At 66.4% G+C, this 13,879-nt stretch carries 21 protein-coding genes and 1 tRNA gene; 16 read left to right on the top strand and 6 right to left on the bottom strand.

The window, feature by feature from the left end:
* Together BM436_RS10555 and BM436_RS10550 are read left to right on the top strand one after the other, a co-directional pair.
* A partial coding sequence (locus BM436_RS10555; protein WP_143133060.1) for an AMP-binding protein occupies positions 1–1,063 on the top strand: 1,063 nt, incomplete at its 5' end.
* Between the two features lie 87 nt (positions 1,064–1,150).
* A tRNA-Ser gene (locus tag BM436_RS10550) sits at positions 1,151–1,241 on the top strand.
* A 309-nt stretch (positions 1,242–1,550) separates the two neighbouring features.
* On the opposite strand, the gene BM436_RS10545 is transcribed toward BM436_RS10550, so the two are convergent.
* Positions 1,551–1,865, bottom strand: coding sequence for a hypothetical protein (locus BM436_RS10545; protein WP_093555459.1), 315 nt, complete (start codon positions 1,863–1,865; stop codon positions 1,551–1,553).
* A gap of 172 nt (positions 1,866–2,037) precedes the next feature.
* On the opposite strand from BM436_RS10545, the gene BM436_RS10540 reads away from it, so the two are divergent.
* Both BM436_RS10540 and BM436_RS10535 read left to right on the top strand, forming a co-directional pair.
* Entirely contained in the window at positions 2,038–2,334 is a 297-nt protein-coding gene (locus BM436_RS10540) for a type II toxin-antitoxin system MqsR family toxin (RefSeq protein ID WP_093555458.1), read from the top strand.
* A gap of 2 nt (positions 2,335–2,336) precedes the next feature.
* Positions 2,337–2,738 (top strand): type II toxin-antitoxin system MqsA family antitoxin, encoded by a 402-nt coding sequence (locus tag BM436_RS10535; RefSeq protein WP_093555457.1) that lies wholly within the window; start codon positions 2,337–2,339, stop codon positions 2,736–2,738.
* A gap of 57 nt (positions 2,739–2,795) precedes the next feature.
* Here BM436_RS10535 and BM436_RS10530 read toward each other — a convergent pair whose 3' ends face one another.
* Entirely contained in the window at positions 2,796–3,134 is a 339-nt protein-coding gene (locus BM436_RS10530; protein WP_093555456.1) for an AMP-binding enzyme, read from the bottom strand.
* On the opposite strand from BM436_RS10530, the gene BM436_RS10525 reads away from it, so the two are divergent.
* The 3 genes from BM436_RS10525 to BM436_RS10515 are packed head-to-tail and all read left to right on the top strand — an operon-like array spanning position 3,124 to position 4,283.
* Positions 3,124–3,726 carry a TonB-dependent receptor domain-containing protein gene (locus BM436_RS10525; protein ID WP_093555455.1) on the top strand — a complete coding sequence of 201 codons (603 nt, stop codon included), beginning with the start codon at positions 3,124–3,126 and terminating at the stop codon, positions 3,724–3,726. The genes BM436_RS10530 and BM436_RS10525 overlap by 11 nt on opposite strands.
* A gap of 31 nt (positions 3,727–3,757) precedes the next feature.
* Positions 3,758–4,006, top strand: coding sequence for a hypothetical protein (locus tag BM436_RS10520; protein WP_093555454.1), 249 nt, complete (start codon positions 3,758–3,760; stop codon positions 4,004–4,006).
* Between the two features lie 19 nt (positions 4,007–4,025).
* Positions 4,026–4,283 carry a biopolymer transporter ExbD gene (locus BM436_RS10515; protein ID WP_093555453.1) on the top strand — a complete coding sequence of 86 codons (258 nt, stop codon included), beginning with the start codon at positions 4,026–4,028 and terminating at the stop codon, positions 4,281–4,283.
* A 56-nt stretch (positions 4,284–4,339) separates the two neighbouring features.
* Here the strand turns inward: BM436_RS10515 and BM436_RS10510 are convergent, their stop codons facing one another.
* Positions 4,340–4,840 (bottom strand): septal ring lytic transglycosylase RlpA family protein, encoded by a 501-nt coding sequence (locus BM436_RS10510; protein ID WP_229489848.1) that lies wholly within the window; start codon positions 4,838–4,840, stop codon positions 4,340–4,342.
* 168 nt (positions 4,841–5,008) lie between these two features.
* On the opposite strand from BM436_RS10510, the gene BM436_RS10505 reads away from it, so the two are divergent.
* Positions 5,009–5,395, top strand: a complete 387-nt coding sequence (locus BM436_RS10505; protein ID WP_093555451.1) for a cupin domain-containing protein — start codon at positions 5,009–5,011, stop codon at positions 5,393–5,395.
* A gap of 36 nt (positions 5,396–5,431) precedes the next feature.
* Here the strand turns inward: BM436_RS10505 and xth are convergent, their stop codons facing one another.
* Complete coding sequence (gene xth, locus BM436_RS10500) at positions 5,432–6,253, bottom strand: exodeoxyribonuclease III (protein ID WP_093555450.1); 822 nt, start codon at positions 6,251–6,253, stop codon at positions 5,432–5,434.
* A gap of 98 nt (positions 6,254–6,351) precedes the next feature.
* Here xth and BM436_RS10495 point away from each other — a divergent pair, with 98 nt between their 5' ends.
* Genes BM436_RS10495 through BM436_RS10480 form a run of 4 tightly spaced genes read left to right on the top strand, consistent with a single transcriptional unit; the run spans position 6,352 to position 8,801 of the window.
* A complete protein-coding gene (locus BM436_RS10495; protein ID WP_371859631.1) occupies positions 6,352–7,011 on the top strand; it encodes a LemA family protein in 660 nt (219 codons plus the stop codon).
* Position 7,012: 1 nt separating this feature from the next.
* Complete coding sequence (locus BM436_RS10490; RefSeq protein WP_093555448.1) at positions 7,013–7,918, top strand: TPM domain-containing protein; 906 nt, start codon at positions 7,013–7,015, stop codon at positions 7,916–7,918.
* A 2-nt stretch (positions 7,919–7,920) separates the two neighbouring features.
* A complete protein-coding gene (locus tag BM436_RS10485; protein ID WP_093555447.1) occupies positions 7,921–8,418 on the top strand; it encodes a TPM domain-containing protein in 498 nt (165 codons plus the stop codon).
* Between the two features lie 38 nt (positions 8,419–8,456).
* The gene (locus BM436_RS10480) at positions 8,457–8,801 is read left to right on the top strand and encodes a hypothetical protein (RefSeq protein ID WP_093555446.1); all 345 of its coding nucleotides are present in this window, start codon (positions 8,457–8,459) and stop codon (positions 8,799–8,801) included.
* On the opposite strand, the gene BM436_RS10475 is transcribed toward BM436_RS10480, so the two are convergent.
* Positions 8,778–9,410 carry an acyl carrier protein phosphodiesterase gene (locus BM436_RS10475; protein WP_093555445.1) on the bottom strand — a complete coding sequence of 211 codons (633 nt, stop codon included), beginning with the start codon at positions 9,408–9,410 and terminating at the stop codon, positions 8,778–8,780. The genes BM436_RS10480 and BM436_RS10475 overlap by 24 nt on opposite strands.
* Before the next feature lie 125 nt (positions 9,411–9,535).
* On the opposite strand from BM436_RS10475, the gene BM436_RS10470 reads away from it, so the two are divergent.
* From BM436_RS10470 to BM436_RS10460, 3 genes are all read left to right on the top strand, one after another.
* A complete protein-coding gene (locus tag BM436_RS10470; RefSeq protein ID WP_093555444.1) occupies positions 9,536–9,946 on the top strand; it encodes a ribbon-helix-helix domain-containing protein in 411 nt (136 codons plus the stop codon).
* A 10-nt stretch (positions 9,947–9,956) separates the two neighbouring features.
* Positions 9,957–11,405, top strand: a complete 1,449-nt coding sequence (locus BM436_RS10465; protein WP_307665038.1) for an extracellular catalytic domain type 1 short-chain-length polyhydroxyalkanoate depolymerase — start codon at positions 9,957–9,959, stop codon at positions 11,403–11,405.
* 66 nt (positions 11,406–11,471) lie between these two features.
* Complete coding sequence (locus tag BM436_RS10460; RefSeq protein WP_093555443.1) at positions 11,472–12,209, top strand: metallophosphoesterase family protein; 738 nt, start codon at positions 11,472–11,474, stop codon at positions 12,207–12,209.
* 14 nt (positions 12,210–12,223) lie between these two features.
* Here the strand turns inward: BM436_RS10460 and BM436_RS10455 are convergent, their stop codons facing one another.
* Positions 12,224–13,024, bottom strand: coding sequence for an alpha/beta fold hydrolase (locus BM436_RS10455; protein WP_093555442.1), 801 nt, complete (start codon positions 13,022–13,024; stop codon positions 12,224–12,226).
* 104 nt (positions 13,025–13,128) lie between these two features.
* On the opposite strand from BM436_RS10455, the gene BM436_RS10450 reads away from it, so the two are divergent.
* On the top strand, positions 13,129–13,851 hold the full coding sequence (locus BM436_RS10450) for a transporter substrate-binding domain-containing protein (protein ID WP_093555484.1): 723 nt from the start codon (positions 13,129–13,131) through the stop codon (positions 13,849–13,851).
* Positions 13,852–13,879: the final 28 nt, after the last annotated feature.

Below are 13,879 nucleotides of genomic sequence, written 5' to 3'. Positions count from 1 at the left end.
CTGGTGCACCGCCGACATCGGCTGGGTCACGGGCCACACCTACATCGCCTACGGCCCGACGGCGGTGGGCGCCACGCAGATCGTGTTCGAAGGCATCCCCACGTACCCGAACGCCGGCCGCTTCTGGGAAACGGTCGCCAAGCACAAGGTCAACATCTTCTACACCGCGCCGACCGCGATCCGCTCGCTGATCAAGGCCGCCGACGTCGACCCGAAAGTGCATCCGAAGAATTACGACCTGTTGTCGCTGCGCCTGCTGGGCACGGTGGGCGAGCCGATCAATCCAGAGGCGTGGGTCTGGTACTACAAGAACGTCGGCAATGAGAAGTGCCCGATCGTCGACACCTTCTGGCAGACCGAGACCGGCGGCCACATGATCACCCCGCTGCCGGGCGTGACGCCCATGGTTCCGGGTTCCTGCACGCTGCCGCTGCCCGGCATCATGACGGCGATCGTCGACGAGGCCGGCCAGGACGTGCCGAACGGGCAGGGCGGCATCCTGGTGGTGAAGCGCCCATGGCCGTCGATGATCCGCACCATCTGGAACAACCCCGAGCGCTTCAAGACCAGCTACTTCCCCGAGGAGCTGGGCGGCAAGTACTACCTGGCCGGGGACGGCGCCATCCGCAACAAGGACACCGGCTACTTCACCATCACCGGCCGCATCGACGACGTGCTGAACGTGTCGGGCCACCGCATGGGCACGATGGAGATCGAATCGGCGCTGGTGGCGAACCCGCTGGTGGCCGAGGCCGCCGTGGTGGGCAAGCCGGACGAGACCACCGGCGAATCGATCTGCGCCTTCGTGGTGCTGAAGCAGGCGCGTCCGACCGGCGACGAGGCCAAGCGGCTGGCGTTGGAGCTGCGCAACTGGGTGGCCAAAGAGATCGGCCCGATCGCCAAGCCGAAAGAGATCCGTTTCGGCGACAACCTGCCGAAGACGCGCAGCGGCAAGATCATGCGGCGTTTGCTGAGGGTGTTGGCCAAAGGCGAGACGATTACGCAGGATGTGAGCACGTTGGAGAATCCGGCGATTCTGGAGCAGCTCAAAGAAGCATCGTGAACGTAAGAGGGAAGGGGCGCAAAAAACATTGGTACTTCTGAGAATCTTTGCTACAATGTGCGCCTCTTGCAGCGATGCGAGAGAACTGGAGAGGTGGATGAGTGGTTGAAGTCGCACGCCTGGAAAGCGTGTATAGGTTCATAGCCTATCGGGGGTTCGAATCCCCCTCTCTCCGCCAGAATGAAAAAAGGCCGCCCTCGGGCGGCTTTTTTGCATTCTGACGGAGAGAAGCAAGGCCCCTGCGGGCCTTGCGCGGGGGATTCGAAGGGCTTCCCCTACCGGGGAAGCCCTCTCCGAATCGTCAGATTGCTGCCGCTGCGCGGCAGCCCCGCGCGCCGAGGGCGCGCGATCGTATCCTCATTTCAAGTCCGAGGCGGCTCATCCAAAGTCGCCAAGCTAGCAATCCGTGATTGCGTCCGAAGTCCCGGTATTTCTGAAGTTTTTTACACGAAATCAGAAAGAATGCATTCCCGCTGCGCTTTCGAAGTCACTCCTGATCCTGCGCAACCTGCCCCGCCAACAGCTTGCTCAGACCAACAGCAATCAAGTAATGCGTCCCCGCCCACAGCACGAAGCATAATCCCCAGCCTACAGAACTAGGCATGCAAACGATCGAATAGCAAGCCTCCAACCTAAGCACCAGCGCTGGCCAAATCGTGGCGATTTCTATGAAAAGCCAGTTAAATTTAAACGCATTCCAGGCCAGCACGGCGTGCCCCGCTAGCAGCCCAACGAAAAAGAAGCACTTCAACACCCTAGTAGCGCCACCAGCACCCATGAGAACCCCTTTGGCGAAAGCCATACTGTTTCGGAAGGCTAACTGTGAGGCGTTCCCATACTTGGTTGTTGTGTTCGCGCAAAGTGGGTCCTCATCCCACGCTTAACTCCTGTCAACGTCCCATCCAAATCAGCCTCTTACAGTACGCCAGCAATCCTAACTGTACTTGTGAAAAATAACCTAGTAGGTTAAATTCATGGAAAAGCCAAAGGCGCACTACAAATTGTCGTCAGTAAGGGCGTTGGTTGAAACCGGCCACGTGCGAGTCACAAAGGTTGCCCGAGAAGGTGGCGCGGCGATGGGGTTTGATCTGGATGGCTTGTTGGCCGTGGTGAAGGGTTTGCGAACCTCGGACTTCTACAAAAGCATGACCACCCACGCAGACCATCGGGTATGGCAAGACGTATATCGTCCTGCAACGCCGCTCGGCGCCGTGTACCTGAAACTGACAGTGGTGGAGGATGTGCTCATCGTGTCTTTCAAGGAGCTATAACCATGAACTGTCCTATCTGCGGCGCAGCCGAGCTGGTGCATGACACCCGCGACATCAGCTACGCGTACAAAGGCGAGACCACGGTGCTGCCACAGGTCACAGGCGACTTTTGCCCCGCATGCGGCGAGTCTCTGCTGGGTGTCGATGAGTCACGCCGGACCATGGACTTGATGTTGGAATTTAACAAGCGGGTCAACTCCGCCGTTGTCGATCCGGCGTTCATTGTTCGTGTGCGCAAGAAGCTTCAACTCGACCAGCGCGAGGCGGCAGAGATATTTGGTGGTGGCGTCAACGCGTTTTCGCGATACGAGACTGGAAAAACCAAGCCACCGGTGGCACTGGTGAAGTTGCTGAAGGTGCTAGACCGTCATCCCCATCTGCTCGAAGAAGTCAGGGCGGAGTGACGGCGCAAGTTGACTACGCCCCCACGCCGACAGCCTTCAAGCATATCGTCCTGGCCGTCACCCCACCAGCTTCAACTCCGCCTTCCGAACCTTCTCCGAAGCGGTCTTCGGCAAGCCGCTCATGAACTCCACGTACCTCGGCTGCGCGAACCGCGGCATCTTCCGGCCCGCGTGCTCGGCGATCTCCTGCGCGGACAGCTCGGCCAGCATGATCTCGTCCTCGCCGCCTTCGATGCTCGATGGTACCCGCGAACGCGGCGATCTCCCCGATGCCGTCCACAGGGCGCGCAGACCGTGCTCGCGGTCCCGGTCGCCAGGCGGCTGCGCGATCACGAAGGCGCTGATCGCCCCCAGCGTGTTGGTGATCGTCGCGCCGCACCCGCGTATGTCCTGCAACGAGGACGACGCCGAGAACCGCTACGACACCCGCGCCGACCAGTACATGGTGACGGGCCGCGCGCAGCGGGTCGTCAACCAAGGCACCACGCTGATGGCCGAATACCAGATCGATCTTGCCCTGTCGGTCAAGTCGATCACGGCCCACCGCAAATCGTCGTCGTACGCGCCTATCGATTTCGATTCGCTCAACACGCCGCTGTTCCAGGCGCCGGGCATCCACGGCGACGACCAGACAAGCCAGGAATTCCAGCCCACCTACAGCGGTTCGACGCTGCAGGGCGTGGCCGGCGTGTTCTACATGAAGGCGAGGGTGTTCAACGAGTTCGACGTGCTGTACGGCGCGCCGACCGGTCCCCTGTCGTTGTACACCCTCGGGGATATAGACAGCGAGACCTGGGCGGCGTTCGCCGACGTCAGCTATAACGTGTCCGATACCTTCAACATCAACGTCGGCGGGCGCTATACCGATGACGGGCGCCGCGCGCGCATCTCAATTCCGATGCGAGTCTGTCGGAGACTCGGATTTCGACGCGATAGTGTTGCGTCCGGATGGCGCGGCGGCATTGACGCCCCCCGGCCGCGCCAGTAAGCTCGCTGGTTCACCAACTCAACGAATCGATATGCACTTCGCGACAATACTCAGCCTGGTCGGCGCAACCATGTGCATCGGCGTCTACACCTTGCAGCGCAGGTGGCTGATGGCCGCGGCCTGGGTCTTCTTTGGCGCCTACATCCTGTTCGACAAGGTGGTCCGCGTCCCCGGCATGCCGGCGTGGCTGGTTGAATCGTTTGTCGTCGCGTGGTTTGTGCTGGCCTTGGGCGGTGTCGTCCAAATGTTTCGCCAGCGACGAGCCGCGGCCGCGAAGTAGCTGAATCGGCGAGCGCGCATTGTCATCCGCCCCGGACATCGTCCTCATCCAGATCACCAGGGACGGCCACGTCCTGCTCAACGAGGTGGCGATGGACGACCTGGACCGCTTGCTCGCCCATCTGGAAGCCGCCGCGCTGCGCGTCCCCCTGCCTGAAGTCCATATTTGCACCGAAAACGGCGTGCCGTTCAGGCCGGTGGGCAACGTGATCCACCGGGTCGTCCGCGCCGGCCTGAACGACCGCATCAAATTCCTCGACTGGCAACGCGCCGGATAACGCGGCGCTGACGTGCCCCACTGCGCCCCCTTTTTGGTTTCCGGCTTCAGCGGCTGCTATTTCTTCGCGCGTGGCGGTTCCTCGTCGTCGGGTTTGGGTAAGTGCAGGGGCGTCACTTTCACCTTGGCCACGCCTTCCTTCCTGATGTCCAGGTCCTTCGCGGTTTGCGGGGAGACATCGATGATGCGCCCGCCGACGTAGGGGCCGCGATCGGTGATGACGACGACATCGGTCTTGCCGCTTTCAACGGTGGTCACCTTGGCCGTGGTGCCGAGCGGCAGGGTCTTGCTGGCCGCGTGGTTGCTGTCGGGTTTCATTCTTTCGCCGTTCGCCATTTTCTTGCCGTAGAACTTGCGGCCGTAGACGGACGCCTTGCCGGTCCTGGTCTTCCCGGACCGGTCGAGATGGGACTTGTGGCTCTTGCCGGCGGAAGCGGTCTTGCCCTTGTGGCGCGCCGGCGAATCGGGCGCGGCGCCGGCCTGCGCCGCCAGGAACAACGACAAGACCAGGCCGCACCACAGCCGGGTCGTCGTCATGGTTACAGGCAAAATCCTCATGGCTTGCTCCTGCTGTTGGGACACCGCATTACGCTAGGCGCCTCGGAAAACGTCGTCGGTGCGTTCGCCAACATAGGGGCGGTTCGCCACAGTCGTGGAAGGCGCGCCCGAAGACATGACCCTTATACAATATCCAGAGGGACGACACCCTTAACAGGAGATCACAGCATGTCAGGCTACAGCATTAACATCGAGGAAAAGACGCTTGCCGGTAACAACTTCCGCGAGGTGCTCTACACCACCAAGCGCAGCCAGCTGGTCATCATGACCCTGCGGCCGGGCGAGGAGATCGGCATGGAACACCACGATGGCCACGACCAGTTCATCCGTGTCGAAGCGGGCGAGGGCGTGGCGATCCTGGACGGCGAGAAGCACCCGCTGGAGGACGGCACCGCCGTGGTGATCCCGGCCGGCACCGAGCACAACGTCATCAACACGTCCACCACGGAGCCGATGCGGCTCTACACCCTGTACACGCCGCCGGAGCATCCGGACGGCATCGTCCACAAGACCAAGGCGGAGGCGGACGAGTACGAGAAGCGGCACGGGCATTAAGGGCGGGCCGGCGGCGGCCCGCGCGGCGCCTTCGCGTCAGGATGCCTTTTTGCTCCGCCGTTTGGCGGGAGCGGCGGCCACGCCGTCCAGGTCCAGCTCGATCCACGTGGGCGCGTGGTCGCTGGGTTTCTCCCGGCCGCGCACCTCCCGGTCCACGCCGGCCGCCCTCAGCGTCTCCGCTAGCGCCGGGCTGAGCAGCAGGTGGTCGATGCGCAGCCCCGCGTCGCGCCCGTACGCGTTGCGGAAGTAATCCCAGAACGTGTAGATGCGTTCGTCCGGATGCATGGCGCGCAGCGCGTCGCACCACCCCTGCGCCACCAGGCGGTGGAAGGCCGCGCGCGTCTCGGGCCGGAACAGCGCGTCGTCCACCCAGCGCTCCGGCTTGTAGACGTCGATATCGGTCGGCATCACGTTGAAGTCGCCCGCCAGCACCACCGGCGCGCCGGTCGCCAGCAGTTCCTCGGCGCGCAGGATCAGCCGCTCGAACCATTTGAGCTTGTAGTCGAACTTGGGACCGGGCGCGGGATTGCCGTTGGGCAGGTACAGGCAGGCGACCACCACGCCGTTGACCACCGCTTCGATATAGCGGCTCTGGGCATCCTCCGGGTCGCCAGGCAGCCCGCGTCCCACCTCCAGCGGCGCCTCGCCGCGCGCCAGGATCGCCACGCCGTTCCAGCTCTTTTGCCCGTGCCAGATGGCCTGGTAGCCGATCTCGTTCAGCGCCGCCTCGGGAAACTTTTCCTGCGGCGCCTTCAACTCCTGCAGGCAGGCGACGTCCGGCTGCTTTTCCCCCAGCCATTGCAGCAGCGCGGGCAGGCGGCTGGTGATGCCGTTGACGTTGAACGTGGCGATAAGCATGTTTTTCTCCGCAGCGTGTAGGTCGCCCTATTTGACCTCAGAGCGCCGGACACCGCCGCACGGCTGCCCGCGCCCTCGTATGCGCCACCGGATGAGACATGCGTATAGACTGGCCCCATCCAAAACGGCTCGGAGGACGTATGCGTAGAATCGGGATACTCATGATGCTGGCGGCGACGCTGCTGCTGAGCGGCTGCGGCTACAACACGCTGCAGTCCGGCGATGAGCAGGTCAAGGCCAACTGGTCGGAAGTGGTGAACCAGTATCAGCGCCGCGCGGACCTGATCCCCAACCTGGTCAACACGGTGAAGGGCTACGCCAGCCACGAGAAGGAAGTGCTGACGCAGGTGGCCGAGGCGCGCTCCAAGGCCAGCTCCATCCAGATCACGCCCGAACTGGTGAACGACCCGGCGGCCTTCGCCCGCTTCCAGGAGGCGCAGGGGCAGTTGTCCGGCGCGCTGTCTCGCCTGCTGGCGGTCAGCGAGAACTATCCACAGCTCAAGGCGGACGCCGGCTTCCGCGACCTGCAGGCGCAGCTCGAGGGCACCGAGAACCGCATCGCCGTGGCGCGCAACCGCTACATCAAGTCGGTGCAGGACTACAACGTGGTGGTGCGCTCTTTCCCCACCAACCTGGTGGCGATGATGTTCGGCCACAAGGTGAAGCCCAACTTCACGGTGGAGAACGAGAAAGCCATCTCCGCACCGCCCGCCGTGAATTTCGACTCGCCGCCCAAGCCGCAGCCGGCGGGAAAATAACATGGCGACCATCAGGCTCTGGCTGTTCGGCCTGCTGCTGGTGTGCGCGCAGTGCGCCCAGTGCGTGCTGGCGCAGGCCCAGGTGCCCGTGCCGGACCTGTCGCGCCCGGTCACCGATCTCGCGTCGACGCTCACCGCCGAGCAGGCGGCGCAGCTGGAGGCCAGCCTGCGCGCCTTCGAGCAGCGCAAGGGCAGCCAGGTGGCCGTGCTGATCGTGCCGACCACGCAGCCCGAGGCCATCGAGCAGTTCGCCATCCGCGTCGCCGAGAAGTGGAAGATCGGCCGCAAGAAGGTGGACGACGGCGCCATCCTCATCGTGGCCAAGGACGACCGCGCGCTGCGCATCGAGGTCGGCTACGGGCTGGAGGGCGCGCTCAACGACGCCACCAGCAAGCGCATCATCGAAGAGACCATCCTGCCGCGCTTCCGCAAGAACGATTATCACGGCGGCATCGCGGCGGGCCTGGACAGCATGATGAAGGTGATCGAGGGCGAGCCCTTGCCGGCCGCCGCGAGCGCGCCGCGCGCCAGGGAAGAGGGCGGGATCGGCGGGATGCTGCCGGTGGCGCTGGTGGCGGCCGTGGTGCTGGGCGGCGTGCTGCGCGCGGTGCTGGGCCGGGTGGCCGGCGCGGCCATCACCGGCGGCGTGATCGGGGTCGGCGCATGGCTGATCGCCGGCGCGGTCACGGCGGCGCTGCTGGCCGGCGGCATCGCCTTCCTGTTCACGCTGTTCGGCGGCGGCCGCATGGGCGGCCTGGGCGGCATCGCGATGGGCCGCGGCCACAGCGGGGGCTTCGGGGGTGGAGGCTTCGGAGGCGGTGGCTTCGGAGGTGGAGGCGGCGGTGGTGGCGGCTGGAGCGGCGGTGGCGGCGGCTTTGGCGGCGGTGGCGCGTCGGGGAGGTGGTAGCGATGGACATAGGACGGCTCATCAAGCATTTGCTCACCACGCGCGTCACGGTCAGGCGGCGCTTTCCGATGTCGTCGCTGGAGGCCATCAAGGCGGCGATCACCGAGTCCGAGCGCGGCCACCGCGGCGAAATCCGCTTCGCCATCGAACCCGCGCTGGAACCCATGCAGGTGCTGCGCGGCATGGCGCCGCGCGAGCGCGCGGTGGAGGTCTTCTCCGAACTGGGCGTGTGGGACACGGAGGAAAACAGCGGCGTGCTGATCTACGTGCTGTACGCCGACCACGCGATTGAAATCGTGGCCGACCGCGGCATCCACGCCAGTTCGGGCGTCAGCGCCTGGGAGCGCATCGCCAGCGACATGGAACGCGCGTTCGCGGCCGGCGACTACGAGGCGGGCGCCTTGCGCGGTATCGCCGCCGTGTCGGAGGAGCTGCGGCGCCACGTCCCGCGCGACGGCGGCGGTGTGGACGAATTGCCGGACGAGGTCACGCTGCTTTAAGGGGACGCTGTCGGGGGAAAGGCGGCTAGAATGCCTGCATGAAAACGAAACAACCCACATTCCCCGGGGCGATGACGGCGCGCGGCGCCGTGCTGGCCGTGCTGCTCTCCAACGAGGACCAGGCGGGCGCGGACCCGCTGCAAGGGCGGGTGTCGCTGGCCGCCATCGTCAGGCAATTGAAGCGCAAATACAACTGGCCCATCGAGTCGGGCAGCTACCCCGCCAACGCGGGCGACGGGCGCGCCACCTGGGTCACCGTCTACAGCCTGGCGCCCGAGGTGATCGCCGCCGCGATGGAGGCGGGCGGCCACGACTGGATGGAGAGCCGTCGCGTCGCCAAGGCGGCCAAGCGCCGCGCGCTATCGAAGATCCGTCACGATTGAGGCCGGCGTCCCGGTCGAACCGGCCAGGGCCGCGCGCCGCTCCAGTGAGAACCGGACCAGTTCCGGGAAGAACAGGTCGAAGCCCCTGTCGATGGCGGCGCGATGCTCGCGCAGGTCGAGCAATCCCTCGCGCAGCAGGTGGCCGTTCCTGCTCAGGCGCTGCGAAATGCGCGCCACCGTCATTTCCACCCCCTCGATGTCCTCATAGGCTGACAGCCAGTCCTGCGCGATGATGCGCGGCGCGATGTCGCGCAGGCGCTCGGGCAGCAGCGCGTCGTGCTCGGCCAGCGCCCGGTAGAAGCGCGCGATCAGTTCCTTGCGCGGCGTGTCGCTGTAGGCGTTCCAGTGCCTGGTGAGCAGATGGTCGTAATACACGTCCAGCACGATGCCGGCGTAGCGCCGCCGGCCGTCGCCGAACAGTTGCACCGCCGACCTCACCACCGGATGGGCGTCCGTGTAGCTGTCGATATTGCGGTGCAGGGTGATTTCCCGCGCCACCTCGCCCGGATACTTGCCGCCGACATCGGCCTTCACGAAGTCGCCCAGCATGGCGCCCACCATGGCTGGGCCGCTTTGGCGGGCGAGGAAGATGTGCGCGAGATAGTTCATGCGGGGATTCTATCCGGTATCACTGTTCGATGTTGCGCCCTTGTTTTTTCTTTTATGTCCTCCATATACCATCCATGTGGATGGTGTTAGGATGGTCCCATACACCGAACCAGCAAATAAAAACGATGACGACCGAGATCAAACTGAAAACAAGCGACACCGAGAAAATCACCATCAACCTGGGTCCGGTGGATCTGGGCCAGGTGGATTTACTGGTGCAGCAAGGCTTCTACGCCAATCGCAGCGACCTGATCCGCACTGCGATCCGCAACCAGCTCAACACCCACGCGGATGTGGTGCGGCAGGCGGTGGCCTTGAACGAGTTTGTGCTCGGCGTGCAAACCTACACGCGCAGGCAGCTGGAGGCCTTGCGCGACGCGGGCACCGTGCTGAACATCCGCGTGCTGGGTCTCGCCACGATCGCGCCGGACGTTCCGGCCGAGCTGGCGCTGGCCACCATTGAATCAGTCTCCGTGCTGGGCGCCTTTCACGCCAGCACCGCAGTCAAAGCCGCCCTCAAGGGGCGCATACATTAGGGCTTTTATCATGAAGATCGATACCGAATTCCTGGCCAAGATGCAGCAAGCCACCAAGACACTGATGAGCGGCGACGCCGCCGCCGCCACCGCCGCCATCCAGCGCGCGCTGGCCGGGCAAGCAGTGGACGAACCGGAGCCGGCGGCGCAAGGCCCGTCCCCCGCGATGCGCGACCTGAATCCCGCGCCCGGCTACGCCCAGGCGCGCGGCTGGACCAAGGCGGGCCGCGCGGCCGCCGCCGACGAGGCCGTCCCCGGCGCCGCGCGCCGCGCGGCATCCGGCGCCGCACCTTACGCCTCACCGGGCGCCGCGCCCCACGCCGCACCCGGCACCGCGAACGGCGCGGGTTCCGCCACGCCCGCCGGAGACGCCGCGGCGGACTCCGCCGGCGCGTCCAGCGGCCACGCGGACAGCCCCGCGCGCGCAAAGCTGCCCCGCTTCGCGGCCGAGCTTCTTGAAAAACTGGGCGTGCCCGCCAACTTCGAAGGCATGGGCGCGGACTTCAAGATGCCGGACCTGGACCTGTCGAAGTTCGACATGCCCGACTTCGACCTGCCCGGCGGTGTGCGTCCCGCGCCCGAGATCACGCTGCCGGACGGCGCGCGCTACCTGGGCGGCAGCTACGGTAACCAGGCCGGCACGCGCAGCTACAAGCTGTACATCCCCAGCGGCTACACGGGCCAGCCGATGCCGCTGGTGGTGATGCTGCACGGTTGCACGCAGAATCCGGACGACTTCGCCGTCGGCACGCAGATGAACGTGGTCGCGGAGGAGCGCCAGTGCCTGGTGGTGTACCCGGCGCAAACGCAGCAGGCCAACAGCTCGCGCTGCTGGAACTGGTTCAACGCCAAGGACCAGCGGCGCGACGAGGGCGAACCCTCCATCATCGCCGGCATCGCCCGCAAGGTCATGGATGAGTACGCCGTGGACCCGGCGCAGGTGACGGTGGCGGGCCTCTCCGCCGGCGGCGCGATGGCCGTGATCGTCGGCTCGCTGTACCCGGACCTGTTCTCGGCCGTGGGCGTGCACTCCGGCCTGCCGTTCGCCGTGGCCAAGGACCTGCCATCGGCCTTGCAGGCCATGAAGGGCGGCGGCAAGGGCAAGGGCAAGCGGCCCGGCGGCGGCCAGCCCATCATCGTCTTCCACGGCGACAAGGACGCCACCGTCCATCCCGTCAATGGCGAGCAGGTGTTCAAGCAGGGCCTGGCGGGCAAGGACGGCAGCGCCTCGCGCGACAAGGGCAGCGTGCCGGGCGGCCACCACTACACGCGCACCAGCCACAGCCACGCGGACGGCACGCCGCTGGGCGAACACTGGGTGATCCATGGCGCCGGCCACGCCTGGGCCGGCGGCAGCGCCAGCGGCAGCTACACCGACTCGCGAGGGCCGGACGCCAGCCGCGAGATGATGCGCTTCTTCAGCACCGTGGCGGCGGGTCGCAAGGACCAGCCCCAGTAAGCCGGCGTGGCCGCCGAGTGGTGAGGTAAGATGACGCGATGGCAATCAGACCAAAAAGGCAAGCTGATGAAAATCGCGATACTCTCGGACATACACGGCAACCTGGGCGCGCTGGAGGCGGTGCTGGCCGACATCGCGCGGCGCGGGGCGGACGTCACCGTCAACCTGGGCGACATCCTGTCCGGCCCGCTGCGTCCCTGCGACACGGCGCAGCGCCTGATGCCGCTGAACCTGCCCACCATCGCGGGCAACCACGAGCGGCAGATCCTGGAGCACGCGCCGGAGAGGATGGGCGCCTCCGATCTCTACGCGCACGCCGAGATCACGGAGGAGCAGCGCGAGTGGATACGCGGCCTGCCCGCGGCCCTGCGCCTTTCCGACGAGGTGCTGATGGTGCACGGCACGCCGGACAACGACCTGGTCTATTTCCTGGAGACGGTGGAGCCGGGCGGCATGCGTCCCGCCACGCACGAGGAGGCGCTGCGGCGCGCCGGCGCCGCCGAGGCGGAGCTGATCCTGTGCGGCCACACCCACGTGCCGCGCGTGATGCAACTGAACGACGGCCGGCTGATCGTCAACCCCGGCAGCGTGGGCCTGCAGGCCTACGACGACGAGCATCCGCACCCGCACAAGGTTGAGAACCACACGCCGCACGCGCGCTACGCGATCGCCGAGCGCGACGGCGAGGGCTGGCGGGTGGAACTGATCGCCGTGCCCTACGACTGGCGCGCCGCCAGCGCCATCGCCGCCCGCAACGGCCGCCCGGACTGGGCCTATGCCCTGCAGACCGGCCGCATGCCGTAGCGCGCCCGGACTGGTCAGGCGTCGACTTCCTCGCCGACCAGGAAGCTGGCGATCAGCGGGTTGACGATGGCGGCGTGGGTGAGCGGGGCCATGTGGCCGCCACGGGTCGCGACGGCGGCGGCGTTCGGCAGCGCGGCGGCCAGGCGCTCGGCCACGCGCCGCGTGGACAGCGGGCTGGCCAGGCCGGACAGCACCAGCGCCGGCATGTCCAGTTCCGCCATGTCGGCCAGCGTGGCCGGTTCGGCCAGCAGGGCCTCGAAGTCCAGTTTCACCTTGTCGATCTGCGCCGCGAAGCGCCGCCGCTGCGCTTCCGGCAGGGCGTCGAACGCGCCGGGGCGGTTCCAGTAGTCGATGAAGGTGCGCGCCGCGTCCATGCCGCGGGCGGCGCCGTGGATGCCGGCCACCACGGCCTCGATCTCGACGCGCGCGGCGTCGTCCTTCTCCAGCAGGTGGAAGGCCACCGGCTCGTACACCGCCAGCGACAGCACGCGCGGGCGCATCTGGCGCGCCAGGCGCAGCGCCGTGGCGCCGCCGTAGGAGTGGCCGACCAGGTGGTAGGGCTCGTCGGGCGCGAGCCGGCCGGCGATGGCGGCGTTCACCGCGTCCACCTCGTGGCCCAGCGTGAAGCCGCCCCCGGCGCCGGCGGCGTCGGCCGGGAAGGGCGATGTGCCGTAGCCGAGCAGGTCGACGGCGATGAAGCGGAAGCCGGCGCCGTGTTGCGCGATCAGCTCGGACCACTGGCCCTTGGAACTCATGGAACTGTGCAGCAGAACCACGGCGGGCGGGGCGGTGGCGGGTGTGGAGTGGGTGGTCATTGTGTGGCTAAATTGCAAAGGCGAACCCGCGATTATAGGCGAGCTTTCCCGCGCGGGTTACTATATTCAAGTTGATAACGTTCCGCGCCGACTCCGCCGCCGCCATGAAAAGATCCGTGCTCCTGGTCATGTCCGGTCTGCTGGCCGCCTCCTGCTGCAAGGCGCAGGAGACCATCATCGTCACCTACAGCCCCCGCCCGCCCTACCATACGCCCGCGCCGGACGGATCGCCCGTCGGCCTCACGGGCACGCCGGCGGCCGCCGCCTTCCAGGCCGCCGGCATCGCGGTCACGTGGGCGATACTGCCGACCAACCGCCAACTGGCGATGGTCAAGGACAGGCGGGCGCGCAGTTGCTCCATCGGCTGGTTCCGCACGCCCGGGCGCGAACGCTACGCCAAGTTCACCAAGCCGATCTACCGCGACAAGGCGTGGCTGGTGCTGGCGCGCGCGGACTACAACGTGCCGGACGGCGTCACGCTGGAGCTCATGCTGCAGAGCCCGGCCGCGCACTTGCTGGTGAAGGACAACTTTTCCTACGGCCCGGAGATCGACGCCATGCTGGCGCGGCTGCGGCCGTCCACGGCCGTTTCCACCGGCGGCACCGAGCAGATGCTGCAGTCGCTGCGCGCCGGCGCGGCGGACTTCCTGTTCATTTCGGAGGACGAGGGCGGCTATCTGATGGCGCAGGGCGGCGAGCGGGCCAAGCGGTTCAAGCTGCTGCGCCCGGGCGGCATGCCGCGCGGCGAGGAGCGCCACATCATGTGCGGCATGTCGGTGCCGGACGAGGTGATCGCCCAGCTGAACAAGGCGATCACCTTCAAATGAGCCGCCCGCGCAGGCCGCGCTTCTAATG

Source organism: Pseudoduganella namucuonensis (genome assembly GCF_900116645.1).
In the GTDB taxonomy this organism is placed as follows: Bacteria; Pseudomonadota; Gammaproteobacteria; order Burkholderiales; family Burkholderiaceae_D; genus Rugamonas; species Rugamonas namucuonensis.
Note: the sequence above shows the minus strand (reverse complement) of the source record. Positions and strands in the feature narration are given on the sequence as shown.

Bases quoted from the DNA above. Each gene is read 5' to 3' on its own strand.
- BM436_RS10520 (WP_093555454.1), top strand. From the start codon at position 3,758: ATGCACTTCGCGACAATACTCAGCCTGGTCGGCGCAACCATGTGCATC.
- BM436_RS10475 (WP_093555445.1), bottom strand. From the start codon at position 9,410: ATGAACTATCTCGCGCACATCTTCCTCGCCCGCCAAAGCGGCCCAGCC.
- BM436_RS10460 (WP_093555443.1), top strand. From the start codon at position 11,472: ATGAAAATCGCGATACTCTCGGACATACACGGCAACCTGGGCGCGCTG.
- BM436_RS10455 (WP_093555442.1), bottom strand. From the start codon at position 13,024: ATGACCACCCACTCCACACCCGCCACCGCCCCGCCCGCCGTGGTTCTG.
- BM436_RS10470 (WP_093555444.1), top strand. From the start codon at position 9,536: ATGACGACCGAGATCAAACTGAAAACAAGCGACACCGAGAAAATCACC.
- BM436_RS10540 (WP_093555458.1), top strand. From the start codon at position 2,038: ATGGAAAAGCCAAAGGCGCACTACAAATTGTCGTCAGTAAGGGCGTTG.
- BM436_RS10505 (WP_093555451.1), top strand. From the start codon at position 5,009: ATGTCAGGCTACAGCATTAACATCGAGGAAAAGACGCTTGCCGGTAAC.
- BM436_RS10525 (WP_093555455.1), top strand. From the start codon at position 3,124: ATGTCCTGCAACGAGGACGACGCCGAGAACCGCTACGACACCCGCGCC.
- BM436_RS10450 (WP_093555484.1), top strand. From the start codon at position 13,129: ATGAAAAGATCCGTGCTCCTGGTCATGTCCGGTCTGCTGGCCGCCTCC.
- BM436_RS10495 (WP_371859631.1), top strand. From the start codon at position 6,352: ATGCGTATAGACTGGCCCCATCCAAAACGGCTCGGAGGACGTATGCGT.
- BM436_RS10480 (WP_093555446.1), top strand. From the start codon at position 8,457: ATGAAAACGAAACAACCCACATTCCCCGGGGCGATGACGGCGCGCGGC.
- BM436_RS10545 (WP_093555459.1), bottom strand. From the start codon at position 1,865: ATGGCTTTCGCCAAAGGGGTTCTCATGGGTGCTGGTGGCGCTACTAGG.
- BM436_RS10535 (WP_093555457.1), top strand. From the start codon at position 2,337: ATGAACTGTCCTATCTGCGGCGCAGCCGAGCTGGTGCATGACACCCGC.
- BM436_RS10465 (WP_307665038.1), top strand. From the start codon at position 9,957: ATGAAGATCGATACCGAATTCCTGGCCAAGATGCAGCAAGCCACCAAG.
- BM436_RS10490 (WP_093555448.1), top strand. From the start codon at position 7,013: ATGGCGACCATCAGGCTCTGGCTGTTCGGCCTGCTGCTGGTGTGCGCG.
- BM436_RS10485 (WP_093555447.1), top strand. From the start codon at position 7,921: ATGGACATAGGACGGCTCATCAAGCATTTGCTCACCACGCGCGTCACG.
- BM436_RS10510 (WP_229489848.1), bottom strand. From the start codon at position 4,840: ATGAGGATTTTGCCTGTAACCATGACGACGACCCGGCTGTGGTGCGGC.
- xth (WP_093555450.1), bottom strand. From the start codon at position 6,253: ATGCTTATCGCCACGTTCAACGTCAACGGCATCACCAGCCGCCTGCCC.